Origin of the sequence: Halomonas sp. PGE1 (assembly GCF_013000985.1) — a bacterium.
In the GTDB taxonomy this organism is placed as follows: domain Bacteria; phylum Pseudomonadota; class Gammaproteobacteria; order Pseudomonadales; family Halomonadaceae; genus Halomonas; species Halomonas alkalicola.
This window is the reverse complement of the sequence record NZ_CP053032.1, coordinates 3,145,585-3,171,476: the sequence shown is the minus strand read 5'-3', so window position 1 is coordinate 3,171,476 and position 25,892 is coordinate 3,145,585. Positions and strand designations below refer to the sequence as shown.

The 25,892-nt window shown below is 68.1% G+C and carries 22 protein-coding genes; 19 read left to right on the top strand and 3 right to left on the bottom strand.

Going from position 1 to position 25,892, the window contains the following annotated elements; all coding sequences use genetic code 11:
- Window positions 1-10: 10 nt before the first annotated feature.
- The 14 genes from HIR79_RS14950 (at window position 11) to HIR79_RS14890 (ending at window position 15,848) form a co-directional block, all read left to right on the top strand.
- Window positions 11-1,393 (top strand): methyl-accepting chemotaxis protein, encoded by a 1,383-nt coding sequence (locus HIR79_RS14950; protein WP_349304982.1) that lies wholly within the window; start codon window positions 11-13, stop codon window positions 1,391-1,393.
- An 83-nt stretch (window positions 1,394-1,476) separates the two neighbouring features.
- A complete protein-coding gene (locus HIR79_RS14945) occupies window positions 1,477-3,639 on the top strand; it encodes a methyl-accepting chemotaxis protein (RefSeq protein WP_169958935.1) in 2,163 nt (720 codons plus the stop codon).
- Complete coding sequence (locus tag HIR79_RS14940) at window positions 3,636-4,541, top strand: CheR family methyltransferase (protein ID WP_169958934.1); 906 nt, start codon at window positions 3,636-3,638, stop codon at window positions 4,539-4,541. The genes HIR79_RS14945 and HIR79_RS14940 overlap by 4 nt, the downstream gene beginning before the upstream one ends.
- 87 nt (window positions 4,542-4,628) lie before the next feature.
- A complete protein-coding gene (locus HIR79_RS14935; RefSeq protein ID WP_169958933.1) occupies window positions 4,629-5,690 on the top strand; it encodes a protein-glutamate methylesterase/protein-glutamine glutaminase in 1,062 nt (353 codons plus the stop codon).
- 40 nt (window positions 5,691-5,730) lie between these two features.
- Window positions 5,731-7,431 carry a methyl-accepting chemotaxis protein gene (locus HIR79_RS14930; RefSeq protein ID WP_169958932.1) on the top strand — a complete coding sequence of 567 codons (1,701 nt, stop codon included), beginning with the start codon at window positions 5,731-5,733 and terminating at the stop codon, window positions 7,429-7,431.
- 93 nt (window positions 7,432-7,524) lie between these two features.
- On the top strand, window positions 7,525-7,914 hold the full coding sequence (gene cheY / locus HIR79_RS14925; RefSeq protein ID WP_119021690.1) for a chemotaxis response regulator CheY: 390 nt from the start codon (window positions 7,525-7,527) through the stop codon (window positions 7,912-7,914).
- 37 nt (window positions 7,915-7,951) lie between these two features.
- Window positions 7,952-8,623: a protein phosphatase CheZ gene (gene cheZ / locus HIR79_RS14920; protein WP_169958931.1), complete on the top strand. Its 672-nt coding sequence runs from the start codon at window positions 7,952-7,954 to the stop codon at window positions 8,621-8,623.
- A gap of 150 nt (window positions 8,624-8,773) precedes the next feature.
- Window positions 8,774-9,931 (top strand): flagellar biosynthesis protein FlhB, encoded by a 1,158-nt coding sequence (gene flhB / locus HIR79_RS14915; RefSeq protein ID WP_169958930.1) that lies wholly within the window; start codon window positions 8,774-8,776, stop codon window positions 9,929-9,931.
- Window positions 9,928-12,015, top strand: a complete 2,088-nt coding sequence (gene flhA / locus HIR79_RS14910; RefSeq protein ID WP_169958929.1) for a flagellar biosynthesis protein FlhA — start codon at window positions 9,928-9,930, stop codon at window positions 12,013-12,015. Before flhB ends, flhA begins: the two co-directional genes overlap by 4 nt.
- 20 nt (window positions 12,016-12,035) lie before the next feature.
- Window positions 12,036-12,983 carry a flagellar biosynthesis GTPase FlhF gene (flhF, locus tag HIR79_RS18535; protein WP_249322174.1) on the top strand — a complete coding sequence of 316 codons (948 nt, stop codon included), beginning with the start codon at window positions 12,036-12,038 and terminating at the stop codon, window positions 12,981-12,983.
- Window positions 12,877-14,187 carry a flagellar biosynthesis protein FlhF gene (locus HIR79_RS18530; protein WP_249322173.1) on the top strand — a complete coding sequence of 437 codons (1,311 nt, stop codon included), beginning with the start codon at window positions 12,877-12,879 and terminating at the stop codon, window positions 14,185-14,187. Before flhF ends, HIR79_RS18530 begins: the two co-directional genes overlap by 107 nt.
- 1 nt (window position 14,188) lies before the next feature.
- The gene (locus tag HIR79_RS14900; protein WP_169958928.1) at window positions 14,189-14,737 is read left to right on the top strand and encodes a hypothetical protein; all 549 of its coding nucleotides are present in this window, start codon (window positions 14,189-14,191) and stop codon (window positions 14,735-14,737) included.
- A complete protein-coding gene (locus tag HIR79_RS14895) occupies window positions 14,734-15,129 on the top strand; it encodes a flagellar protein FlhE (protein ID WP_169958927.1) in 396 nt (131 codons plus the stop codon). The genes HIR79_RS14900 and HIR79_RS14895 overlap by 4 nt, the downstream gene beginning before the upstream one ends.
- Window positions 15,130-15,143: 14 nt before the next feature.
- Window positions 15,144-15,848 (top strand): RNA polymerase sigma factor FliA, encoded by a 705-nt coding sequence (locus HIR79_RS14890; protein ID WP_169958926.1) that lies wholly within the window; start codon window positions 15,144-15,146, stop codon window positions 15,846-15,848.
- A gap of 17 nt (window positions 15,849-15,865) precedes the next feature.
- Here HIR79_RS14890 and HIR79_RS14885 read toward each other — a convergent pair whose 3' ends face one another.
- Window positions 15,866-17,068, bottom strand: a complete 1,203-nt coding sequence (locus tag HIR79_RS14885) for an EAL and HDOD domain-containing protein (protein WP_169958925.1) — start codon at window positions 17,066-17,068, stop codon at window positions 15,866-15,868.
- 217 nt (window positions 17,069-17,285) lie between these two features.
- Between HIR79_RS14885 and HIR79_RS14880 the strand changes: the two genes are divergently transcribed.
- The 3 genes from HIR79_RS14880 to HIR79_RS14870 are packed head-to-tail and all read left to right on the top strand — an operon-like array spanning window position 17,286 to window position 19,627.
- On the top strand, window positions 17,286-18,101 hold the full coding sequence (locus tag HIR79_RS14880) for a motility protein A (RefSeq protein ID WP_119021681.1): 816 nt from the start codon (window positions 17,286-17,288) through the stop codon (window positions 18,099-18,101).
- A complete protein-coding gene (locus HIR79_RS14875) occupies window positions 18,094-18,792 on the top strand; it encodes an OmpA/MotB family protein (RefSeq protein ID WP_169958924.1) in 699 nt (232 codons plus the stop codon). The genes HIR79_RS14880 and HIR79_RS14875 overlap by 8 nt, the downstream gene beginning before the upstream one ends.
- A 58-nt stretch (window positions 18,793-18,850) precedes the next feature.
- The gene (locus HIR79_RS14870) at window positions 18,851-19,627 is read left to right on the top strand and encodes an EAL domain-containing protein (protein ID WP_169958923.1); all 777 of its coding nucleotides are present in this window, start codon (window positions 18,851-18,853) and stop codon (window positions 19,625-19,627) included.
- 33 nt (window positions 19,628-19,660) lie between these two features.
- On the opposite strand, the gene HIR79_RS14865 is transcribed toward HIR79_RS14870, so the two are convergent.
- Window positions 19,661-20,341 carry a hypothetical protein gene (locus HIR79_RS14865; protein WP_169958922.1) on the bottom strand — a complete coding sequence of 227 codons (681 nt, stop codon included), beginning with the start codon at window positions 20,339-20,341 and terminating at the stop codon, window positions 19,661-19,663.
- A gap of 205 nt (window positions 20,342-20,546) precedes the next feature.
- A complete protein-coding gene (locus tag HIR79_RS14860) occupies window positions 20,547-21,833 on the bottom strand; it encodes a GGDEF domain-containing protein (protein WP_211620840.1) in 1,287 nt (428 codons plus the stop codon).
- A gap of 228 nt (window positions 21,834-22,061) precedes the next feature.
- Between HIR79_RS14860 and HIR79_RS14855 the strand changes: the two genes are divergently transcribed.
- Both HIR79_RS14855 and HIR79_RS18690 read left to right on the top strand, forming a co-directional pair.
- Entirely contained in the window at window positions 22,062-24,773 is a 2,712-nt protein-coding gene (locus tag HIR79_RS14855) for an EAL domain-containing protein (RefSeq protein WP_169958921.1), read from the top strand.
- Window positions 24,770-25,795, top strand: coding sequence for a sensor domain-containing diguanylate cyclase (locus HIR79_RS18690; protein ID WP_169958920.1), 1,026 nt, complete (start codon window positions 24,770-24,772; stop codon window positions 25,793-25,795). Before HIR79_RS14855 ends, HIR79_RS18690 begins: the two co-directional genes overlap by 4 nt.
- Window positions 25,796-25,892 lie beyond the last annotated feature (97 nt).

Sequence of the window (25,892 nt, the reverse complement as noted above, 5' to 3'; positions counted from 1 at the left end):
AGGTGGCAGTGTGAAGCGACTGATAAAGCGAATCTTCGACAACATGACGGTGCGCCTGAGCTGGTTCCTGGTGTTGGGCACCTTCTTCGCCCTGATCCTGGCGCTCAGCGGCCTGGGGCTCTACCTGCTGGCGGTATCCAGCGCGGCCATGGCCGAGCTGGCGGTGCATGCCGGCGATACCGGTGCTCGTCACCAGCAGATCTTCGCCGAGCTTTCCGGGACCCTGCGCCTGGCCATCCTCGGCGTGCTGGCCGTCGCAGTGCTGACCACCCTGGCGGTGGTCTGGGGCGTCACGGTCAACGTGCTGCGGCCGCTGTCGCGGGTGGTGACGCATTTCGACACCATGGCCAAGGGGGATCTCTCGGCGCCCATCGAGCACCTGGGCAACAACGAGATCGGGCGCCTCTACGGTGCCCTGGAGGCGCTGCAGACCAGCCTGGGCAGGACGGTGGGGACCGTGCGCCATGGCAGCGACGCGATCCACGAGGGCTCCCGGGATATCGCCAGCGGCAACCAGGACCTGTCGGCGCGCACCGAGGAGCAGGCGGCCGCCCTGCAGGAGACCGCCGCCAGCATGGAGCAGCTCGCCTCGACGGTGAAGCAAAACGCCGACAATGCGCGCCATGCCAGCCAGCTGGCCGAGGATGCCTCGCGCACCGCCGGCGACGGTGGGCGGGTGGTCGACGAGGTGGTCGCCACCATGCACGAGATCCGCGAGAGCTCCCACCAGGTCAGCGACATCATCAAGGTGATCGACTCCATTGCCTTCCAGACCAACATCCTGGCGCTGAACGCCTCGGTGGAGGCCGCCCGGGCCGGCGAGCAGGGGCGCGGCTTTGCGGTGGTGGCCGGTGAGGTGCGCAACCTGGCCCAGCGTTCCGCCGATGCCTCTCGCCAGATTCGTGAATTGATCGAGATCTCGGTGGCCAGGGTGGAGGCCGGAACCGAGCGCGCCGACCGCGCCGGCAGCACCATGGGTGACATCGTGGCGGCGGTTCGGAAGGTCAGCGACATCATGGACGAGATCGCCGCGGCTTCCGCCGAGCAGAGCAGCGGCATCGATCAGGTCAACCTGGCCGTGGCGCAGATGGATGAGGTCACCCAGCAGAACGCCGCGCTGGTGCAGCAGGCGGCCGCCGTCGCGCACCAGGTGGAGACCCAGGCAGAGCGCCTGAGCCAGGCCGTGGCCGGCTTTCGGCTGGACGGGAAGGGCGCCGGAATGGCAGTCCCCGTCTCAGACGCTGCCGACGGGGCGGAATCCGCAGGCGGCGCCGGCCAGGATCCTTCCCTGGCCCGCTGGATGCCGGCGCTGATGCCGTCCCCGGCCGGGCGCGAACCCCAGACGAAGGCGCGCGGACGCGCCGGCAGCGATCAGGAGTGGGAATCCTTCTGACCCTGACGGCACCGCCCAACCACCTGTACCAATAACCAGAAGAGCGGTAGCTGCACACCGCTAACCGCCTCGGAGAGCACAGCATGCGCGACAACCAGCCAGTGACTGGACGGGAATACGAGCTCCAGGACGAGCACTTCCTGATCTCGCGGACCGACCTCAAGGGACGCATCACCTACGCCAACCCGGCCTTCACCGAGGTCAGTGGATATCGCCACGAGGAGCTGATCGGCTCGCCCCACAACCTGGTGCGCCACCCCGACATGCCGCCCGAGGCCTTCGCCAACCTGTGGGAGACCCTGGCGGCGGGGGAGAGCTGGCGCGGCCTGGTCAAGAACCGGCGCAAGAACGGCGACCACTACTGGGTGGATGCCAGCGTGACCCCGGTCATCGAGGATGGCGAGGTGATGGGCTACGCCTCGGTACGGGTCAAGGCCGATCGCGAGCAGATCGACCGGGCGGAGCTCGCCTACGCCAGCATTCGCGAAGGCAAGGGGCGCCACCTCTATCTGCACAAGGGTCGGCTGCGCCGGCGCGGCGTACTCGGCGCGCTGCGGCGCCTGAACCTCAGCACCGTGCGCGCCCGCATCAGCCTGATGGTCGCCGTGGCGTCATTGATGCTGCTGGTCAGCGGCGGGCTCGGGCTCTTTGGCCTGCAGGCCTCGGGGGAGAGACTCGCCGAGCTCAACCGGGATGGACTCGAGGACGTGGTGCGCCTGCAGCAGGTCGGGCAGCTGGTCAACGAGCCGCCGCAGCGCATGGCCAGCCAGGAGCGCATGGCGCTGCTCGGCCAGCGCCACGAGCTGGCCGAGCAGATCGAGGCTACCGTCGCGCGCGTCGAGGGAATCTGGACCGATTTCATGGCCCGCGAGATCAACCAGGCCCCCGAGACCCGAGACTTCGGCGCCGACCTGAACGCCTACCTGCAGGAGGGGCTGCTGCCCCTGGCCAACGCCCTGACCGGCGAGGCCTTCGACGCCATGATGGCGCTGAACAATCAGGTCACCCCGCTCCAGGAGCAGGCGGTGGCGCTGACCGCCAGCGTCAATCAGTTGATCGAGCGCGAGCGCCGCGGTGCGGCGACGATGGCGGCCGCCGCCGAGGCCGGTCAGCGCACCATGCTGCTCGCCCAGGGCGGCGTGCTCGGTGCGGCCCTGCTGCTGCTGATCGCGCTGGGCATGATGACCCTGCGTGCCGTGACGCGTCCGCTGGATCGGGCCATCGGCTTCACCCTGCAGATCGCCTCGGGCAACCTGGCGGCGAGTGTGCCCCAGCGCGGCCGCGATGAAGTGGGCCGCCTGCTGGGCGCCCTGGACGTGATGCGCAAGAGCCTCGGCAGCATCGTGGGCGACGTGCATGCGGGTATTCAGGTGGTGACGCCGGCCGCGCGGGATATCGCGGTGGGCAATGACGACCTCTCCACCCGTACCGAGCAGCAGGCGGCGTCGCTGCAGCAGACCGCCTCCAGCATGGAGGAGATGACCGCCACGGTGCAGCAGAACACCGACAACGCGCGCCAGGCCAGCGGCCTGGCGACCGAGAATGCCGAGCGGGTTCGCGAGACCGGCGAGCTGATGCATCAGGTGGTGGATACCATGGGGCGCATCACCGAGAGCTCCCGCAAGATGGCCGAGATCATCGACGTGATCGACTCCATCGCCTTCCAGACCAATATCCTGGCCTTGAACGCCTCGGTGGAGGCCGCTCGCGCCGGCGAGCAGGGGCGCGGCTTTGCGGTCGTGGCCAATGAGGTGCGCAACCTGGCCGGGCGCTCCGCCGCCGCCGCGAAGGAGATCCGGACCCTGATCGACGGGGCCGGCAAGGAGATCCAGGCCGGTGCCGCGGTGGTGCAGCGCGCCGAGGGCGCCATCGAGGGGGTGGTGGCGGCCACCACCCGGGTCAACGACATCATGGGCGAGATCTCGGCTGCCTCCCAGGAGCAGAGCGGCGGCATCGGCCAGATCAACCAGGCGGTGGCCGAGATGGACCATGTCACCCAGCAGAATGCCGAGCGGGTGCAGACCATGGCCCGGGCGGCCCTGGACCTGGAGCGTCAGGCCGAGCAGCTGGTCATCGCCGTGACCGCCTTCCGCGCGCGCGGCGCCGGCGTGGAGCGCGCCCCGAGCCTAGCCGAGCGGCGCGGGCTGGCGGCGCCGAGTGAGCGCGAACCCGCTCAGCAGAAGGCACTGCCGCCCGCCGGTGGCGCCAACCGTCCGTCCGATATCGAGGAGTGGGAAGCATTTTGAGCGAGCCAAGGGAGCCGGCGTCGTTCTCCGCCGGCAACTGGGGCAGTGGAAGCTCCCTCGAGCGTGACCTGGTGCTCACCGCCGAGGACTTCGCGCGTATCCGTCAGCTGATCTACCAGCGGGCGGGGATCGTGCTGGCCGAGCACAAGCGCGAGATGGTCTACAGCCGTCTCGCCAAGCGGCTGCGCCATCATGGCCTGACGCGCTTCAGCGACTACCTGGCGCGCCTGGAGCGCCAGCCGGATGCCCGGGAGTGGGAGGCCTTCACCAACGCCCTGACCACCAACCTCACCGCCTTCTTCCGCGAGTCGCACCACTTTCCGCTGCTCGCCGAGCATGTCCGTGCCCGCCCAGGGCCGATCCGGGTGTGGAGTGCCGCGGCCTCCACCGGTGAGGAGCCCTACTCCATCGCCATGACCCTGAGCGAGGCGCTGGGCAGCCGCGCGGGCGATGCCAGGGTGGTGGCGACGGACATCGATACCGAGGCGCTGGCCAGGGCCGAGGCAGGGATCTACCCCCTGGAGCAGGTGCACAAGCTGGAGGCCGAGCGCATGCGCCGCTTCTTCCAGCGGGGTACCGGCCGGCAGGCGGGCCTGGCGCGGGTCAGGCCGGAGCTGCGTGCCATGGTCGAGTTCTCGCCGCTGAACCTGCTGGCGCCGAGCTGGCCGGTCAGCGGTCCCTTCGATGCGATCTTCTGCCGTAACGTGATGATCTACTTCGACAAGGCGACCCAGGCCAGGATACTGGAGCGCTTCGCGCCGCTGCTGAAGCCGGACGGACTGCTGTTTGCCGGCCACTCCGAGAACTTCTCCTACATCACGCGAGCCCTGCGGCTGCGCGGCCAGACCGTCTATACCCTGGCCCCGGCCGCCGCGGGCGGCAGGCCGACGCCTGACCGCTAAAGTCCGCCGGCCACCGGCCGATACCCTATTCAAGGACCTCTTGCTGCCTGACCCGGGCGGCGAGCCATCTGCTACAGGAGAGCCCTCTTGAGTGCCGCCACGATCAAGGTGCTTTGCGTTGACGACTCAGCGCTGATCCGCGACCTGCTCAGCGAGATCATCAACAGCCAGCCCGACATGGAGGTGGTGGCGGTGGCGCCGGACCCGCTGGTGGCCAGGGATCTGATCAAGCGCCACAACCCCGACGTGCTGACCCTCGACGTCGAGATGCCGCGAATGGATGGCATCGACTTCCTGGAGCGGCTGATGCGCCTGCGGCCGATGCCGGTGCTGATGGTTTCGTCGCTGACCCAGTCCGGCTCCGAGGTCACCCTTCGGGCGCTCGAGCTCGGCGCGCTGGATTTCGTTGCCAAGCCGTCGCTCGGCATCCGCAGCGGCATGCTCGAGTACGCCGAGGAGATCGCCGAGAAGATCCGCGCCGCGGCACGTTCGCGGCCGCGGCGCGCTGCTTCGCGCAGCGAGGCTCCGCCCCAGCGCCTGACGGCGCCGCTGATGTCGAGCGAGAAGCTCTTGATCATCGGCGCCTCCACCGGGGGCACCGAGGCGATACGCCGCGTATTGGAGCCGCTGCCCGCCAACAGCCCGGCCATCATGATTGCCCAGCACATGCCCGGCGGCTTCACCCGCTCCTTCGCCGAACGCCTCGACCGCCTCTGCCAGATCAGCGTCAAGGAGGCCGAGGACGGCGAGCGGGTGCTGCCCGGCCACGCCTATATCGCCCCGGGAGACGCCCACCTGAAGCTGGCGCGCAGCGGGGCCAACTATGTGGCGCGGCTCGACCCGGGCCCTCCCGTGAACCGGCATCGCCCCTCGGTGGACGTGCTGTTTCGCTCGGCGGCGGAGCAGGCTGGCCGCAATGCGGTCGGGGTGCTGCTCACCGGCATGGGCAAGGACGGGGCGGCGGGCCTCGTCGAGATGCGCCAGGCCGGCGCGCCCACCATCGCCCAGGACGAGGCGAGCTGCGTGGTCTTCGGCATGCCGCGGGAGGCGATCGCCCTGGGAGGTGCCTCGGAAGTGCTCCCCCTCGAGGAGATCGCGCCGCGCCTGCTGGCGCTGGTGGCCTCTTCCGGCCGGGCCCAGCGGGTGTAGCCCCATCATAACGACAACGCCCTCATAGGGAGGCGCCACTATGCTTCGCTTCACTCGTAACATCAGTATCCACGCGGCCATGGTGGCCGTGCTGGCCTGCTTCGTGGCCTTCATCGGAGTGATCGCCGGAATGGGGGTGATGGCCGATCGCAGTGCCGGTCACTCGCTTGGCACTCTTAACATGATCAGTGCCGAGCAGCTCAACGAGATCAACCGGGCCGACTCCCTGCTCAACGTGGGGCGTACCAACCTGGAGGTGGCGTCAAACCAGATCATGGTGGGGCGCATTCGCGAAGCCAATAGCAATCTCGATATTGCGCTAGATCGCCTCAATCGAGCCGAGCGCCGTTTCGACAATTTTGTGGCTACCCCCAAGACCGAGCAGGGACAGGGTATGGCGGATGCGCTGGCGGAGTATTTCCAGGAGGTGCTCTCCTTGGCGCGCGAGCAGCACGAGGCGCTCTATCAGCTGGATACCACTCGCTTTAACGACCTGCGCACGCAAATTGCCGATCAGGAGGCGCTTCTCGCCCAGCAGATGAACGAATTTGTGCGCTATGGGTTTGAGCGTAGTCGTAACCTCGTTGACTCCCATGAGCGCCAGTCCAGCCTGTTTGCTTGGATCGGCCTGAGCCTGCTGGTGCTGATCGGCCTGCTGGTGGCGGCGATCTATGCGGGCCTGCGCTCTGTTGTCATTCGCCCGCTGGGCGCGGCCGTGCATCATCTCGAGCGCATCGCCCAGGCGGACCTCTCGGCCACCATCGAGGTGAAGGGGCGCAACGAGGTGGGCCGACTGTTCGCCGCCATGCGCGAGATGCAGCAGGGGCTGGCACAGGTAGTGGGCGAAGTGCGCCAGGGCAGCGGCTCGATCCATCTCGGTACCCGGGAGATCGCCTCCGGCAATACGGATCTCTCGTCGCGCACCGAGCAGCAGGCGGCGTCGCTGGAGGAGACCGCGGCCAGCATGGAGCAGTTGACCGCCACGGTGAAGCAGAATGCCGACAACGCCCGTCAGGCCAGCACCCTGGCGCTCGAGGCCTCCACCACCGCCGAGCGCGGCGGCGAGGTGGTCGATCGCGTGGTGAAGACCATGCACGGCATCTCGGACTCCTCCCGCAAGATCGCCGATATTACCGGTGTCATCGACTCCATCGCCTTCCAGACCAATATCCTGGCGCTCAACGCCTCGGTGGAGGCGGCGCGGGCGGGGGAGCAGGGCCGCGGCTTCGCGGTGGTGGCCGGCGAGGTGCGCAACCTGGCCAGCCGCAGTGCCGAGGCGGCCAAGGAGATCAAGACGCTCATCGAGAGCTCGGTGGCTCAGGTGCAGGCGGGGTCGAGCCTGGCCGAGAATGCCGGGGATACCATGGACGAGGTGGTCCAGGCGGTACGCAGGGTCACCGATATCATGGACGAGATCTCCGCGGCCTCCCAGGAGCAGAGCGACGGCATCGAGCAGGTGAGCCAGGCGGTGGGCCAGATGGACCAGGTGACCCAGCAGAACGCCGCCCTGGTGCAGCAGGCCTCGGCGGCCGCCTCCTCCCTGGAGGAGCAGGCGGAGCGCCTCGAGCAGGCCGTGGCGCGCTTCCGCCTGGCCGGCGAGGCCGCGCGGATAGCGAGCGAGCCGGCCCCGGAGGCACTCACCCTGACCGCGCCTGAGGCACCGGCGGGCCTGCCGGCACCGAGCCGCCGGCGCAGCGCGCAGCGGGCCGAATCCGCCGAGGAAGAGTGGCAGGAGTTCTGATTCGGCTGCCGCCTGTCGGGCGGCATGCTCGGCCCGGCCGGCCATCTCGCCGGGCCATCATTCAACGAGAACATCGCGAATCGAGGTAGTGCAATGGCAGACAAGAACATGAGCATCCTGGTGGTGGACGACTTTCCCACCATGCGCCGGATCGTGCGCAGCCTGCTCAAGGAGCTCGGTTTCACCAACGTGGAGGAGGCCGAGGACGGCCAGGATGCGCTCAACAAGCTGCGCGCCGGCGGCTTCCAGTTCGTGGTCTCGGACTGGAACATGCCCAACCTGGACGGGCTGGAGATGCTCAAGCAGATCCGCGCCGATGCCGCGCTCAAGGAGCTGCCGGTACTGATGGTGACCGCCGAGGCCAAGAAGGAGAACATCATCGCGGCCGCCCAGGCCGGCGCCAGCGGCTACGTGGTCAAGCCGTTCACCGCGGCGACCCTCGAAGAGAAGCTCAACAAGATCTTCGAGAAGTTGGGCATGTGATCACCAGGCCCTGCGGCCGACGCGAGGAGAGTAGAGCATGAGCACCCAAGACCCGAGCCAGGCGGCAGCCTCCGCCAGCGGCGATGACCTGGTACAGCGCATCGGCCAGCTGACTCGCATGCTGCGCGAAAGCATGCGCGAGCTCGGCCTGGACAAGGAGATCGAGAAGGCCGCCGAGGCGATCCCCGACGCCCGTGATCGCCTGAGCTATGTGGCCACCATGACCGAGCAGGCGGCGGAGCGGGCGCTCAATGCCATCGACCGCGCCCAGCCGATTCAGGATGCCATGGGTGAGAAGGCCGAGGCGCTGGACGGTCGCTGGGCCGAGTGGTTCGCCGAGCCCAAGGGACTGGACGAGGCCCGCGAGCTGGTCACCGACACCCGCGCCTACCTGGCCGAGGTGCCCGAGCAGACCGGCGCGACCAACAAGGAGCTGCTCGAGATCATGATGGCCCAGGACTTCCAGGACCTGACCGGCCAGGTGATCAAGAAGATGATGGACGTGATCCGCGAGATCGAGAGCCAGCTCGTCCAGGTGCTGATCGACAGCGTGCCCGAGGGCGAGCGCCGCGACGACATGCAGCGCCGTGCCGACGAATCGCGCCGCGATACCGGCCTGCTCAATGGTCCCCAGGTCAATACCAAGGGCGATGACGTGGTCAGCAGCCAGGACCAGGTCGATGACCTGCTGGAGCAGCTCGGCTTCTGAGGGCTGAGAGCCGAACGCCGAACGCAAGACCCCGAGGGCCGATGGTCGCGAACGAATAGCTCGCGATTATCGGCCCTTATTCGCGTATCACCCCTTTCCTCGACTCTCCACAATGGCCAGGGTCCGCAAGACTGTCCCCGATGAGTGGCCATGGCCGAGCAGAGCAGCGATCAGGAAAAGACCGAACCGGCAACGCCTCGGCGGCTGGAGAAGGCCCGCGAAGAGGGCCAGGTCGCCCGTTCCCTGGAGCTGACCACCTTCATGCTGCTGCTGGGTGGCGTGGTGGGGCTGTGGAGCATGGGCTCGCTGCTCTATGACCAGCTGGGCATGGTGATGGAGCAGGCCTTCCTCTTCGAGCGCCGCCATGCGCTGGAGACCGCGCCGATGCTCAGTCATGCCCTGGAGCTGGGGCGGCGTACCCTGATGGCGATGCTGCCGCTGTTCCTGCTGCTCGCCGTGGTGGCCCTGGTGGCGCCGGCGCTGCTGGGCGGCTGGCTGATCTCGGCCAAGTCGCTCAAGCCCCAGCTCTCCAAGCTCAACCCCTTCAAGGGCCTCAAGCGCATGTTCGGTGTCCAGGCCCTGGTGGAGCTGGCCAAGGCGATCGCCAAGTCGCTGCTGGTCGGCAGCGTGGCCATCGCCTTCCTGTGGGCCAACCGCGGCACCTACATGAGCCTCATGGATCAGCCGGTGCAGCTGGCCCTGGCCCATGCGCTGCAGCTGGCGGCGCTGGCCTGCGGCCTGATCGTGCTGGCCCTGCTGGTGGTGATCCTGATCGACGTGCCCTATCAGCTGTGGAGCCATGCCAAGGAGATGCGCATGAGCAAGGAGGAGGTCAAACGTGAGCACAAGGAGTCCGAGGGTGACCCCCATATCAAGGCGCGCATTCGTCAGCAGCAGCAGGCCATGGCTCGCGGCCGCATGATGAGCAAGGTGCCGGAGGCCGACGTGATCATCACCAACCCGACCCACTATGCCGTGGCCCTGCGCTACGACGAGACCGGCATGGCCGCGCCTCGGGTCATCGCCAAGGGTACCGAGCTCGTGGCCGGCCGCATCCGCGAGCTGGGCGACGAGCACGGCGTGCCGCGCCTGGAGGCGCCGCCTCTGGCGCGCGCCCTCTATCACCACGTGGACCTCGATGCCGAGATTCCCGAGGCGCTCTATACCGCCGTGGCGGAGGTGATGGCCTGGGCCTTCCGCCTCAAGCGGGTCGCGGAGGAGGGCGGCGAGGCCCCGCCGCTCCCCGAAGCGCTGCCCGTTCCGGAGGCGCTGGATGTGCCGCCGGGCGCTGCAGGAGCTGATGCATGAAGGCCGTGAGCGAATACCTCGGCGGACAGTGGGCCAGCGGTTCCCAGATGAAACTGCTGGCCGGTCCGCTGCTGATCCTCTTCGTGATGGCGATGCTGATCCTGCCGCTGCCGCCCACCGCGCTGGATCTCTTCTTCACCTTCAATATCGCGCTGGCGGTGATGGTGCTGCTGGTCAGCATGTTCACCCACAAGCCGCTGGACTTCGCCGCCTTCCCGGCGGTGCTGCTGTTCACCACCCTGCTGCGGCTGTCGCTGAACGTCGCCTCCACCCGGGTGATCCTGATGGAGGGGCACCAGGGCGGCGACTCCGCCGGCAAGGTGATCGAGGCCTTCGGCCAGTTCCTGGTGGGGGGTAACTTCGCCGTGGGTCTGGTAGTGTTCCTGATCCTGATCGTCATCAACTTCATGGTCATCACCAAGGGCGCCGAGCGGATCGCCGAGGTGGGTGCGCGCTTCATGCTCGACGCCATGCCCGGCAAGCAGATGGCCATCGACGCCGACCTCAACGCCGGCCTGATCGGCGAGGAGGATGCCCGCAAGCGCCGCGCCGAGGTGGCCCAGGAGGCCGACTTCTACGGCTCCATGGACGGCGCCAGCAAGTTCGTGCGCGGCGACGCCATGGCGGGCCTGGTGATCATGGTGGTCAACGTCATCGGCGGCCTGCTGATCGGCATGCTGCAGCACGGCATGGGCTTCGGCGATGCCGCGCGCACCTATACGCTGATGACCATCGGCGATGGCCTGGTGGCCCAGATCCCGGCGCTGGTGATCTCCACCGCGGCGGGCGTGACGGTCTCCCGGGTCAGCACCGACAAGGGCGAGGACGTCGGCCAGCAGATGCTCGGCCAGCTCTTCACCAACCCCCAGGTGATGATCCTGGCGGCGGTGGTGATGGGGCTTCTGGGCATGGTGCCCGGCATGCCCAACTTTGTCTTTCTGCTCTTCACCGGGCTGCTCGGCGGCCTGGCCTGGGCGCTGATCCGCAATGCGAAGCGGCAGGAGGTCAAGGAGGCGCTCGCCGAGAGCGAGCTGCCCCCGGCCCCCGAGGCCCCCGAGGCGAGCTGGGACGATGTCCAGCTGGTCGACACCCTGGGGCTCGAGGTGGGCCACCGGCTGATCCCGCTGGTGGACCAGCGCCAGGAGGGGGAGCTGCTCAGCCGCATCAAGGGGGTGCGCAAGAAGTTTGCCCAGGAGGTGGGGTTCCTGCCGCCGGTGGTCCACATCCGCGACAACCTGGAGCTCGGGCCCTCCACCTATGTGATCACCCTGAAGGGAGCGGAGATCGGTCGCGCCGAGGCCTTCCCCGGCAAGTGGCTGGCCATCGACCCCGGTCAGGTCTCCGGCGAGCTCGCCGGCACCCCGACCACCGACCCGGCCTTCGGGCTGCCGGCGGTGTGGATCGAGGCCTCCCAGCGCGAGCACGCCCAGGTCTACGGCTACACCGTGGTGGACGCCAGCACCGTGGTGGCCACCCACCTCAACCACCTGATGCACCGCCACGCCGGCGAGATGCTGGGCCGCGGCGAGGTGCAGAAGCTGCTCGACCGCCTGGGCGAGGAGCAGAAGTCGCTGGTCGAGGAGGTGGTACCCAAGCTGGTATCGCTGACCATGTTCCAGCGCCTCCTGCAGAACCTGCTGGAGGAGGAGGTCTCGATTCGCGACCTGCGCACCATCCTGGATACCCTTGCCGAGCACGCCGGCCAGCAGGCCGATGTCGGGGAGCTGACCGCGCGGGTCCGCATCGGGCTTGGCCGCAGCATCGTCCAGCAGTGGTTCGGGGCCGAGCCTGAGATCCGCGTCATCGGGCTGGAGGCGCAGCTCGAGCAGGTGCTGATGCAGGCGATGAGCGGCAACGGCGCCCTGGAGCCCGGCCTCGCCGATACCCTGATGACCCAGGCGGAACAGGCGCTGGGGCGCCAGGAGACCAGCGGCGAGCCGCCGGTGCTGGTGGTGCAGCACAGCCTGCGCCCGGTGCTGGCCCGTTTCCTGCGCCGCCGGCTGCGCCACCTGGCGGTGCTCTCCCAGGCAGAGATCCCCGACGACCGCACCCTGCGCGTGACGCAGCTGGTGGGAGGACGCTGAGATGAGAGGCAGCTGACAGCATGAGCGTGATGCGATTCACCGGCACCACCAGCCGCGAGGCGATGCGCCAGGTACGGGCCGCCCTGGGCGACGAGGCGCTGATCCTGGCCAACCGGCACACCGAGCAGGGCGTCGAGATCCTCGCCATGGCCGAGGCGGGGACCCCCGAGCCGGCCGCGGCCGCGCCGCGTCCTGTCGAGGCGCTGCCCCTGGCGCCGACGCCCACGCCGGTCGCCCCGGAGGCGCCCAGGGTGAGGGAGGAGGAGGCCTTCCAGGCGATGAGCGCGCGTCTGCTGGCGGAGATGCAGGAGATGCGCAGCCTGCTGGCGGTCCAGCGCACCGAGGCGTCGCCCTCACCCCGGCAGCGGCTCATGCAGTGGCTGCTCGAGGCGGGGTTCTCGCGGTCGGTCGGCGAGGAGGTGCTGGAGGGACTGCCGGAGAGCCTGTCGCCCGACGACGAGGCGGCCTGGCTGGTGACGCGCCTGGCCGCGCGCCTGCCGGTCGAGGAGGACGAGCTGGCGCTGCTGGATCGCGGCGGCATCGTGGCCCTGGTAGGCCCCACCGGGGTCGGCAAGACCACCACCGCGGCCAAGCTCGCCGCCCGCTTCGTGATGCGCCATGGCCCTGACGCCGTGGCGCTGGTTTCCACCGACGGTTTTCGTATCGGCGCCCATGAGCAGCTGCGGATCTACGCCGAGCTGCTGGGCGTCCCCATGCATGGCCTCGATCTTGACCAGCCCCTGGAGACCCTGCACTTGGCGCTGGCGGACAGGCGCTTCGTGATCGTCGACACCGTGGGCATGAGTCAGCGCGACCGGCGGGTCATCGACCAACTGGCGAGGCTCAAGGGGGGGCGCGCCAGTGCGCCCGCTGCTGGTGCTCAATGCCGTCAGCCAGCCGGAGGCGCTGGAGGAGGTCATCATCAACTACCGGCAGGCGGCGCGCGCCGCGGGCATGCCTCTGGATGACTGTCTGATCAGCAAGCACGATGAGGCGGGGCGCCTGGGGCCGCTGCTCGACGCCCTGATGCGCCATGGGCTGCGTCTGCTGCTGGTTGCCCAGGGCCAGCGCGTTCCCGAGGATCTGGTGGTCATGGACGCCCCCACCCTGGTCAGGCAGGCGCTGGAAGTGCGCAGCACGTCGATTCGCCCGGAGCCGCCGGCCGCCGCCGCGCTGCTGCTGGGCCAGGGGCGTCGCGTCGCCACGCTGCTTTCGACCCTGCGCGAGCGGGTGCCGGGCTTTGCCGACTTGACGCGGGCCTGGCAGCTGGCGGGGGTGCCGCCAGCGCTGCAGTCCGAGCGACTCGCGCCTCTGCTGGGGCAGGCCAGGCCACCCGGTGGCAGCCGGGTCTGGATGCCGCGAGCCCGCGTGCGCGGCGAGGCCTGGTCACAGCCCGATCTGACCCTGGATGCCGCGGGGCAGTGGTCGGCCCTGCCGGTGCCCCAGCACCTGGCGCCCGCCGGGGAGCTGGAGCGACTGGCGTCCGCCGAGGAGGCCGGCCCGCTCGGCGCCCACCTGCTGGCCGGGCTGCCCGGGCTCGATGCCCGTGCCTGGCTGGCCGAGCAGCAGCGGGACTGGATCGCCCAGGTGCGCGGCACCCAGCGGGTCGTGGTCGACGGCGAGCGTCAGCCGCTGGCTGCCCTGGCCGCCGTGATGTCGCCGCGGCAGCCGCGAGCGCTGCGCTGGCGGGGGCGCGAGGCGCAGCTGGCGCTGGCGTCCTGTACGGTGAGCCTGGGGCGAGGGGAGACGGAGCCGCTGCGCGCCTGGGCGGGCGAGCTGGTGGATGCCTACAGCGGTCGCGTGCTGAAGCGCGGCTACTGGCTGTCGCCGGCGACCCTGCGCGGGCGTGCCGTGCCCCTGCTGGTGACCCAGCTGCTCGCCGAGGTGCTGCCGGCCCTGACGCGGCGTGCCAATCGCCGGCTCGTCGAGGCGGACCCGGCCATGGCGCCGGCGCTGCGCCTCACCCTGGCCGCCGGCCTGGCGAGCGTCGCCACCCGGCTCGAGGCGAGCGATGAGGCCTGGGCGCTCTCCCTGCGGGGTGAGCTCCTGGCGCTGCTGGCCGGCAGGAAACGCTGCAGCGCCGAGACGCTGCTCGAGGCGCTGCTGCAGCTCTGCCTCGCCCGCGAGGCGCTGCGCGAACTGGGAACCGTCGGGCTTGAGGGGCTGCACTGATATGACGATGGATCAAGCCTCGGGGCTTCGGCACTGGGCATCACGGCAGGAGAGGGACGCGGGCGGCTGCCCGACCCATGTGGCCGAAGCGTTGATCGCCCTGGCCGGGCAAGTGCCCGCGGCGAGCCGGGTGGCAGTGGCTCGCCGGCCGCCGCCGGCCGCACAGCTTGCGACTTCGACGGCCACCCTGCTGATCGTCGGCCTGCCGGCGCGCCAGCTGGAGCGCGCCCGCGAGCCGCTGACCCACTGGCACGGCCAGGGGCGCCGCTGGGTCGGTGACCCCCAGCGCTGGCAGCTGGTGCCCGTGGCGCCAGACAGCCCCCACCTGTCGCTGCTGGCGGCCCAGCAGCCGCGCTGGGCGCTCTGGGTAGAGGCCGACGCCGAGAGCTTTCGGCGGGCCTGGCGGCTGCTGCTTGCCCTGGCGGAGGCCGGTGGCCCGGGCAGGCTGCTGCTGTTGCATCCGCCGGGCCTCCGTCGTCCCGGCCTGCTCGACAACCTGCAGCAGGCCGCTGCCCACTACCTGGGCGTCGAGCTGGTGGTGCTGGCATGAGCCGGCAGCGGGTGGGCTGGCTGGCGCTGGCCATGCTGACGCTGGCCTCGCCGGTGTCGGCAGCAGGCAGCTGGGTCGGCCAGGCCGGGCCGGTCAGGGCGGTGCTGGCAGAGCGCAGCATGGCAAGCGCCACGATGCCACCACCGCCTGCCGTGACGGCAGGCGTCATCGAGGAGGTGCGCTGGCGCTACGGGGTGCCGGCCGGCCAGGTCGTGACGGGCTGGCTCTGCCATCCGGGCGGCTGTGCGGAGCTTGCCTCGAGCGCCGGCAGCAGCCGGGCGCTGGCAGGGTTACCCGCGACGACCCCCCTGCACTTCCGGTTCGCCCTGGCACCGGGCCAGCGGGCGGCGGTTCGGGTCAGCGACCTTCAGGTCATCGTCAACTATCGGTAGGGCAGGCGAACGAGATGTATACCGCCAAGGGAAAGATCCAACAGAACGAGCTGCTGACCGAGTACCTGCCTCTGGTCAGGCGCCAGGCGCTGGCGCTGCAGGTGCGGCTGCCGGCCAGCATCGAGCTCGATGACCTGATCCAGGCCGGTACGGTGGGGCTGCTGGAGGCGCTGGGCCGCTTCGATGCGGGGCAGGGGGCGAGCTTTGCCACCTTCGCCAGCCAGCGTATCCGGGGCGCGATGCTCGACGAGCTGCGCAGCCGTGACTGGCTGCCACGCAGCGTGAGGCGCAATGCCCGGGCGGTGGACGAGGCCGTCAGGCGCCTGGAGCAGCGCTTCGCCAGGCCCGCGGAGGAGCATGAGATCGCCGCCGAGCTCGAGATGGAGCTCGGCGACTATCGGCAGCTGTTGAGCGATACCAACTGCGGCCAGCTGCTGCCCTTCGAGGAGCTGGTGGCCGAGGGGCACGAGCAGGGGTTCGACAGTCCCCAGCGCAGCACCCCCTTCGCCGAACTGGTTGAGCACGAGCAGCGCGAGCGCCTGGTGGAGGCCATCGCCGCGCTGCCGGAGCGCGAGCAGCTGCTGATGGCGCTCTACTACCAGGAGGAGCTGAACCTCAAGGAGATCGGTGCGGTGCTGGGGGTGACCGAGTCACGGGTATGCCAGCTGCACAGCCAGGCGGTGAGTCGCCTGCGGGCTCGGCTGCGCGATCAGGGCTGACGCGGCCGGGCCGCCTGTTAGAGGTGGCCCATCAGGGTATCGGCCTGCTCCATGGCGTCCAGATAGCAGCGCTGCAGCTGATCGCCACTGACCTGGTCGGTCGGCTGTGCCATGAGTCCCTCCTGCTCCTCGGCCAGCGTCAGCAGTGCGCCAAGGATGCCCTCGCGTGACTTCAGTGCCGCGCTCAGGTGGGTGTTCAGGGGCAGCTCATCCAGCAGCTCTTCCTGGGACTCTTCCAGCAGCGGCCCCATCAGCGAAAACAGCCCGGCGGTGAAGGCGTCCTCGGGATCGATGCCCTGGAAGGGCGCGGCGAGATTGCGGCAGGTGTAGGCGCGGATCAGCGCCATGCGGATCTTCAGCTTGGAGGAGGGCAGCTCGCCGGCCAGCGACAGCGTCATCACCAGCCGGCGCAGCTCGTTCAGGCCCAGCAGCGGGATGGCTCGCTTGAGGTCCGTCGCCTGGGCGCCGGAGTGAGAAAAGTGAACGGAGTTCGCCCGGCGCAGCACGGCGACATGCAGGTGCGGCATCTGCAGGATCAGCTCGTAGAGGCGCTGGAGCTCCACCTCTTCCCGGTACAGCTCATTGACCAGCCGCAGCTGGGCGGCGCGGTTGCCATGGCGCCCTCGGGGCCGCGCCACATAGAACGCCGGCGCTGCCAGATAGCCGCCGTCGAAGTAGTGGCAGTCGAGCTGCTGATAGCGCGCAAGGCCCTCGGCATCGGCGATGTTGTCGGCGAGCAGGCGCGCCCCGCGCAGGCGCAGGGCGCGGAGCACGTCCTCGTCCAGCTCGTCCGGGTGGCTCAGCCTCACCAGGTTGGCCAGCGGCGCCAGGGTGGGGATCTGGCCGCGCAGGCTCGAGCCGTGTATCAGCAGTCGGTAGCCGCGCTCTCTCACCTGAGCGAGGCGCTCGAGCAGGGAGGCGTTGACCTCCAGCAGCCGCGGCACGCCGATGATGATCTGGTTGGCCGGGGAGGGCAGCAGGTCCGGGCGCTCCAGCCACTCCACGGGCAGGTCGATGACCAGGTCACGCTTGCCCAGCCGACTGCGCTCATCCAGCTCGTAGATGGTCGTGGCCAGGGCCCTGGCGATGGCCACCTCGGGGGCATCACCGTCTTCTGACCGGTGTCGATAGAGCAGTCGGTCGGCCACGTGCCGGCCTTCGGCGTCATGAATCGGCTGGAGGGCCACGCTGAAGGCGTGGCTGTCGGGCTGCTGTGTCATCGGGCTCTCCCTGTCGTTCCCTGCGTTGGTGGCTGGCCATTCTCCCGGGGCCTCCAGGCCCGGGGCGGCCGCTCGCTGCCAGAATATCACTGCGTTTACCGCGTTGCCCCGCTAAAGCCTGCTAAAGCCCACTAAAGAAAGGGCCGCGGCGGCCGATAAAACCTCCAGTGTCCCTTCCCGTCACTGTGACCTTTTCTCACCCGGCAAGGAGCCGTGCATGAATCCCTCGACGCTTATCGGTATCTTCGCCAGCTGTGTGCTGCTGGCCAGCGTCCTGTTGTTCACGGCGGAGTCGCCGCAGAGCTTCCTGAACCTGCCGGGGCTGGCCATCGTGCTGGCCGGCACGATGGCGGCCACCTTCATCAGCTATCCCCTCAAGGAGGTGGTGCGGGTGGTGCGGCTGGTGGGGATCGTCTTTCGGCGCGAGAACACCTATACCCGCGACGACATCAAGGAGCTGGTGGACATGTCCCGGCTCTGGTTCAAGGGGGACGTGCGCGCCGTGGAGGCGGCCCTGGAGCATACCCGCAATCCCTTCCTGCGCACGGGTATCCAGCTGGTCATCGCCAATACCAAGCCGGATGAGATCTACGACCTGCTGAGCTGGCGCATTGCCCGCCTGCGGGCGCGCGAGCAGGCCGAGGCGCAGATCTTCCGCACCATGGCGACCTATGCCCCCGCCTTCGGCATGATCGGTACCCTGGTCGGGCTGGTGAACATGCTGGAGGTCATGGAGGCCGGCGACCTGCATGTGATCGGCCCGCGCATGGCGGTGGCCCTGCTGACCACCTTCTATGGCATCCTGCTGGCCAACCTGGTGTTCAAGCCCATCGCGGTGAAGCTCGAGCGGCGCACCGAGGAGCGCCTCATCGCCATGAACATGGTGCTCGAGGGGATCTCCCTGATCACCAAGCGCCGCCTGCCCTCCTTCATCGAGGAGACCCTCAACTCCTTCGTGGCCAACTACCACGACGAGATCCGCGAGCCCGGCAAGCCGCGGCCGCGCGGCGGTGAGGCGGGCCAGAATGCTTGATCGCAATGTCAGGGAGGTGCTGGCGCCCGGCAGCGTGGGGGAGGGCGACGGTGAGGCCTGGCTGGTCAGCTACCTCGACGTGCTGACGCTGCTTATCACGCTGTTCGTGCTGCTGCTCTCCCTGGCGGGCAATGGCCTGGCGGTGACCGGCAGCCAGCACGGTGGCGAGTCCACCCGGCAGATCTCGCCGGTGGCGCAGTCGGCCGCGATTGCCGTGGCGGGTGGGCTGGGTCCCCTGGCAACCGGTATCCAGCCGCGCCATGATGGGCTGCAGCCGCGCTTTCAGGGGCTGGAGATCGAAGGGGTCAGCGTCGACCAGAGCGCCCAGGGCATTACCCTGCGCATCGATGACAACCTGCTCTTCGCCAGCGGTCAGGCCGAGCTGATCGCCGGCGCGGACCGGGTGCTGCAGCGCCTGGTGGAGCTGATCCAGGAGTTCGATGGCGATGTCTCGGTGGAGGGGCACACCGACAGCATTCCCATCGCCACGGCACGCTTTCCCTCCAACTGGGAGCTGGCCACCGCGAGGGCCATTTCGGTGCTGCGCTATCTGGCCGGGGCGGGCGTCGAGGAGGCGCGACTGCGCGCGATCGGCTACGCGGAGACCCGGCCCCTGGAGAGCAATGCGACCGCCGAGGGGCGCGCGGCCAACCGCCGAGTGGAGCTGCTGCTTCACCAGCAGCCACGCTGACATGACAATATCAACATAACGAAAGACAGACGGCACTGAGGGCCGAGCAGGGGGAAACATGAATCATTGTGCACGCGTGGCGGGAGACTGCGGCCGCTGCGATGTCGAGCTGCCTTTCGACTTCACCATGGCCTTCCAGCCGATCGTCGACCTCGCCAGTGCGCGAACCACGACCTTTGAGGCGCTGGTGCGCGGACCGAACGGGGAGTCGGCCTGGAGCGTGCTCTCCCAGGTGACGGACTCGCTGATGTACCGCTTCGATCAGGCGTGTCGGGTCAGTGCGATCGAGATGGCCAGCGCGCTCGGCATGCAGGAGCGACTCTCCATCAACTTCCTGCCCAATGCGGTCTACGAACCGGAGGCCTGCATCCAGGCGACCCTGGAGGTCTCCCAGCGGGTGGGCTGGCCCACGAACAAGCTGGTCTTCGAATTCACCGAGACGGAGCGGGTGACCGACCAGGCGCACCTCAAGCGCATCATCGACAGCTATCGCAGCATGGGCTTCACCACGGCGCTCGACGACTTCGGCAACGGCTACGCCAATCTCGACCTGCTCACCCTGTTGGAACCGGACAAGCTGAAGATCGATCGCGAGCTGGTGATGGGCTGCGATCAGGACCGGCGTCGTCAGGCGCTCTTGAGGGCGGTGCGGGGCCTGGCCACGGAGATGAAGCTCGAGCTGATCGCCGAGGGGGTGGAGACCCGCGAAGAGGCGCTGTGGCTGGCGAGATCGGGGATCCTGCGCCAGCAGGGGTTCTTCTATGCCCGGCCGGCGGTGGCCTCGCTGGGTGAGGATCTCGGCCCGCGGCTGCAGGAGCTTCAGCAGGCCATCTGAGGAGGGGCCAGCCCTGAAGGTTGGCCTGCCTGGCTACTTCACGGCCGCCAGGGCTTCCTCGAGGAGGGCGAGCACCGGCGCCAGCTGGCTGGGGTGGAGCACCAGCAGGTGCTCGCCGGGAGCGCCATCCGCTGGGGCGATCACCGCGAACTCGCCCTCTTCGAGGTGAAACTCATGCACCTCCCGCTCGCCTGCCGGCAGGCGGACACGGCTCGCCCGATAGGGGTCATCCTCGCCGTAGGTCAGGCGGTGGTACGCCTTGAACAGCGTGTAGAGCCACAGGCCATGCCGAAAGGCCGGCCAGCGCGACGGTGTCTGGCGAGTCTCCTGATCAAGCGTCAGGCCCTCCGCCTCGGCAACCCGAATGGCCTCGACCAGGGGGGTGGCCAGCAGATCCCCCGCCGTGCCGGGCCAGGGGGTCAGCTGCTCCAGGGCACGCCGGTGGAGCGCTTCGATGTCGCGCAGCTCCTCCAGGGTAGCGATGGGGTAGTCGGTGTGGCGCAGCTCCGTCGGGTCACATCCCCCGTTCTCCCAGCCGTGAATCACACGCAGAATCAGCTTGCCTCCGGCGAGCGGGCGACCGATGAGCGCCTGCATGGCGACCCTGAGGTGCAGCAGGCGCTCCGTGGTCATGTTGTCGAAGGCGCTGTAGGGATCGACGAAGATCCCGTGCAGCTTGCCTGGCGCATGTTCCTTGGCTTCGGTATAGGGCATCCGCTGGGTTCCAACGTCTGGTGCAGGGGAAGGGAGTCGAACGACCGTCAATGCTTGATTAGCAGTTATCGGCGTCTTCAGGTGCAACTTTAATCCTGCAACCGGAGATGGTTGGCAAGGGCGCCTGCGTCGCGCTGATCCGCGATCAAGGTGGTGGCCAAGACCACTTGACCACTATCCGTGTCATCCATGCTGACAGACTCCGCTAGGGTGGCGCTGGATTTTCATCACGATAGAGCATGGCCGCATTCCTTCCCGACGCCTTGGCCTGGTACATCGCCTGATCGGCCGCATGGGTGAGGGCCTCAACTTCCTGGCCGTGATCGGGGTAGAGCGCGACCCCGATGCTAGCCGAGATATCGACCTCATGGGAGCCAAGCTGAAAAGGAGCGGCCAGCGCAAAGGTGAGCTTTTCGGCGACTTGCTGGGCGGTCTCGGTATCGATGGGGCCGGGGATCAGGACCGTGAATTCATCTCCACCGATACGTGCGACCAGGTCCGTAGCTCTCAATTCATGGCGCAGGCGCTCACCTACCTGTCTCAGCAAGGCATCCCCCACCCCATGGCCGTGGGCATCGTTAACTGGCTTGAATCGGTCCAGATCGATGAACAACAGCGCCAAGGACTGCCCCTGGCGCTCGGCGAGGCTCAAGGCCAGCTGCAGCCGCGAAAAGAACTCAGAGCGATTGGCGAGCCCGGTGACCGGATCGAGTTGGGCCAGCTGACGGAACTGCGCTTCACTGGCCAGCAAGGACGCCTCAAGCGCCTTCCGCTCGGTGATATCGTTGACATACCCCGTCCACAGTATGCGTCCATCGGCCAGTCGTTGCGGCTGGTCATGGGCCTCCACCCAGAGTATGTGGCCATCGCGGTGATACATGCGAAATTCAGCGTGCCAGGGGGGCAGGCTCTCCGCAGAGAAAAGGCTATCCCGAATGACGCGCTCTATGTCTTCTGGATGGATCAGTCCCATCAGGGCATCGGCGTCTTCCAGAGCCTCAGCAACAGGCACACCAAACATCGATTCGGCACGCTCGCCCACGAAGGTGTATATCCAGTGCCCCTCTGGTGTCAGGCAGAGCTGGTAGACGAAGCCGGGGATATAGGCGGCGACCGCCGTGAGCTGCTGGGCGAAGTTGCGTGACCAGGTGATATCCCGAGCTGAGGCGATCAGCCGCTGGGTGCCGAGTGGCCCCATGACATGAAGGCGTACTTGCCAGGTCCGCTGACCGCTGGGCACCTCGAAAAGCTGCTCGAACTCCACGACCTCTCCCTGGGCCAGGCAGCGTCGGTACTCGGCCGCGAGTCTCTCCGCGTCCTCAGGGGGCAGCAAGTCGTCGAGGCGAACGCCCTCGACCTGCGCCCGGGAAAAGCCGGTGGCCTCAATGAAGCCTGTATTGACTCTCAAGAAACGAAATCCGCCATCGGCTTCTGCCTGAACCACCATCAATACATCCGGGGAGTGCTCGAAGGCAGCGTGAAGCAGGTCCATCGGGGCTCCTTGGGGCAGGGCGGCTGGGCGTCATCGCCAGCATACCCGACGATGCCGCGGTATGCGCTGGCGGAACCATCGAAATCTCTGGCAGGAGCAGCATATGCGGCACCCTCTCGTGCGGGCCTACCCTTCGTCGGAGCGACTCGGTGCCGAGACCTCACTTCATGTAAGCTTTATCGTTGAAGCAACGCGAACCGAGTCTCGACCTGACAGGGATGCAGTGCCATGAAAGCGCGCATGACCGCCGAAGCGGCCTTTCGCCTGCTCGCCGACGGAATGTCGCGAGCGGGCACGGATACCTTCCTGCCTACGCTGGTAGGGCACCTGGCCAAGATCCTCGACGTCGATCATGTGCTGGTGGCCCAGGTAGAGGAGGAGCATTACGCCCAGACCCTGGCGGTCTGGTCCCGAGGCGCCCTTCAGCCCAACCTTCGCTATCACCTGGCAGGGACCCCTTGCGAGACCGTCAGTGGCCGCCAGCCCTGCCTCTATGCCTGTGATGTTCAGCAACGCTTCCCCGAGGATGAGCTGCTGGAAGCGCTCGGTGCCGAAAGCTACATGGGGTTGCCGCTGTTCGGGCTGGACGGGGCACCGCTTGGCCTGCTGGCCCTGCTCAAGAATGCGCCGATGTCGCTCACTGGCCTGGAGAAGGAAATTCTCCATATCGCTGCCGCTCAAGCCGGGGCGGAGATCGAGCGCAGCTTGGCACGGCAGTCGCTGCAGCAGAGTGAAGCCAGCGCCCGGGAAAGCGAGCGGCGCCTGGACACGCTGCTCAACCACCTGCCCGGCATGGCCTATCGCTGCCTGAATGACTCCGAGTGGACCATGCTGGTGGTGAGCCAGGGGGCCGAAGGCCTGACCGGCTACTCGCCCGCGGCCCTGATTCACAACCGCGAGGCGAGCTACGCCTCGTTGATTCATGCCCCCGACCGGCAACCGCTCGCTGACAAGGTGGCCGAGGCGGTGGCGCGCCGTGATACCTTTCGGGTCATCTACCGGCTGCGCACCGCCTGCGGTCAATTGCGCTGGATGCTGGAGCAGGGCCAGGCACTCTACGATGCGGATGGCGAGGTGACCTGCCTCGAAGGCTTCATCTCCGATATCAGCGAGCAGCACGAGGCCCAGCGGGTGCAGGAGGCGGTGGCACGGGTCGCCTCGGCGATCACGACACGCATGGGGGACGATTACTTCCACCAGCTTGTCGGCCACCTGACGGAGATTCTGGAGGCCGATGCCGGCATCATCGCAACGGTGGACATGGCGCCAGCCAGCCTGGTCGCGGCCGGCGGCCAGCCTCCACGCCGCCTGACCACCGTGAGCGTGAATGCAGCAGGAGGGCGCCGGGAGAATCACTCCTTTGACCTGCGGGATTCGCCCTTCGCCGAGCTGGCGGACTCCCGGGAGGTCATCGTGCGTGAGGCGGCCGCGGCCTGGCTCCCGGGCGTCGAGGGGCGCTTTACGGCCTGGGTCGGCCGGCGTCTGGAGAACACCCGGGGCGATACGGTCGGGGCGCTCCTGCTGCTGTACCGGGAGCCAACTGACGCCAATGCGTTCGCCACCTCGGTGCTGCGCATCCTCTCCACCGGCGCGGCGGCAGAGATCGAGCGACGCCAGGATCATCGCCGCATGCGGCAGCTGGCCTACTTCGATGGCACCACGGGCCTGGCCAACCGGGTTCGTTTCATGGAGGACCTCCACCAGATGCGCCTGGCGGCAGAGCGTGCCCAGGCCCCGCTGGGGCTGCTCCTTCTCGACCTGCGCCGCTTCAAAGAGATCAATGACCTGCACGGTCATCAGCTGGGCGATCAGCTGTTGGCCACCGTGGCCGGTCGCCTGCAGCGTGCCATCGGTAATGGGGAGTCGCTGGCCAGGCTCTCCGGCGACGAGTTTGCGCTGCTGGTCCCCGAGGCATCGGCCGAGGTCGTGGAGGAGGGCGTGACACGGATGGGCGAGGCGATCGGCCGGCCGATTCAGCTGGGTCGAAGGACCTTCTCGCTGAAGGTCTCGATCGGCCTGGCCCGCTACCCACAGGATGCGCTGACCCCGGGCGAGCTGTTCAAGGCCGCCAGCATCGCGCTCTATCATGCCAAGCAGGAGGATGAAGGGGTGTGCCCTTTCACCGCCTCGATGGCCCAGGCGCTGGAGCGCCGGCAGCAGATGAGCGAGCGCTTGGAACGCGCCATAGCCCAAGAGGCGCTGACCCTGCACTTCCAGCCCCAGGTCGACCTGCGCAGTGGACGGCTGACCGGCGCCGAGGCACTGTGCCGCTGGCATGATGACGAGTGGGGATGGGTCAGCCCGGGGGAGTTCATCCCGCTGGCCGAAGAGCGAGGCCTGATCCGCCCGCTCGGGGACTGGGTGCTGCGGTGTGCCACGCGTCAGCTGCTGCTCTGGCGCGAGGCAGGGCTGGCGTTGCCTGGGCGGCTGTCGATCAACATCTCCGCCCAGCAGTTTGCCGACCCGCGCCTCGCCGAGCGGATCGGCATGCAGACCGATGGTCTGCCCGCCTCGGCCATCGCTCTGGAGCTCACCGAAAGCGATTTCATGCGCGACCCGGAGCAGGCGGTGGAGACGACCCGCGCCTTGAACCGGGCCGGATTCACGCTGGCGATCGATGACTTCGGTACCGGCTATTCGTCATTGGCCTACCTGCGGCGCTTTGCTGCTGACTCCCTGAAGATCGATATCTCCTTCGTGCGTCACATGCTGGAGAGTCAACATGACAGCACCATCGTACAGACCATCATTGCCATGGCTCAGGCACTGGGCATGAAGACCGTGGCAGAAGGCGTCGAGACCGCCGAACAGGCAGTGGCCCTGGCCGCGATGGGCTGCGATCAGGCCCAGGGCTTTCACTTCGGGCGGCCCCTGCCCGCCGAGGCGTTCATCGAACGCTGGGAGGCGGCCATGCGTGAGAATCAGGAGCCGGCATCATGACACCCTATGCCGAGAAGATCGCCGCAGCGCTGGAGCGGCTGGAAAACGCCACCGACGTGAATGACCGCCTGGAGGAGGTGATTCGCCCCCTGCTTGAGCTGCTGGAGGAGGTCACCGGCCTGCCGTCGACCTCCTTCACGGTCATCGATGAAGTCGGTCAGGTGCAGACCGTCGTCTACGCCCGCAATAGCGGGGGACTGTCGATTCCGGAAGGCCTCTCGGTGCCCTGGCAGGATACCCTCTGCCGCCGCGCCATCCTGGAAGGGAAACGCTACACCCGGGACGTCGCCGGGTGCTGGGGGGATTCCGCCGCGGCCAGGGAGCTCGGCCTCAAGACCTATCTGAGCGAGCCCATCCGACTGATCGATGACGGGCTCTACGGCACCCTGTGTGCGGCGAGCGACGAGTCGGTTGAGGTTTCCGACAAGGCCCGGGGTTATCTGGTGCTTTTTGCCCAGCTGATCGCCCGGCATATCGAGAGCGAGCGGCTGCTGCATCTGCTGGCCAGTGAGAATCGCATCCTGGTACAGCATGCCAATACCGATCCCCTGACCGGGATAGCCAACCGCCGGGCACTGCTTCAGGGACTGAAGGTGCGTCTCGGCAAGGCGGCTGCGCTCGGGAGGCCGCTCTACGTGGCCTTCATCGATCTGGATGGCTTCAAGGCGATCAACGACCGCTTCGGTCACGATGCGGGAGATCGTTTCCTGATCGAGATGGCGCATCGGCTGGTGGACGGCTGCCGGCCCGAGGATCTGGTGGCCCGCTACGGCGGTGATGAGTTTGTGGTCGTGCACCTGGCCGACGAGGCGACCGATATTGAGCTCGATGATTTCAAGCAGGCCCTGGAACGCCTGACGATCGGTGAATTTCGCGCCTGCGACGACGTGATCGACTACCCGGGTGCCAGCGTCGGGGTGGTGGCTGCCTCACCCGAGGATCACGACGTGGAGACCATTCTGCAGCTCTGCGATGCCGCGATGTACGAGCGCAAGCAGGCCAGACGTATTGGCCGGCCCTGACGTTCATCCCCCGCTGCCCGAGCGAGATGGGAGTAAGCGGCCATCCTGGCGCGTCGTTTCTTGAAATGGCCTGACCCCCTACGCTGATCCCGTCATT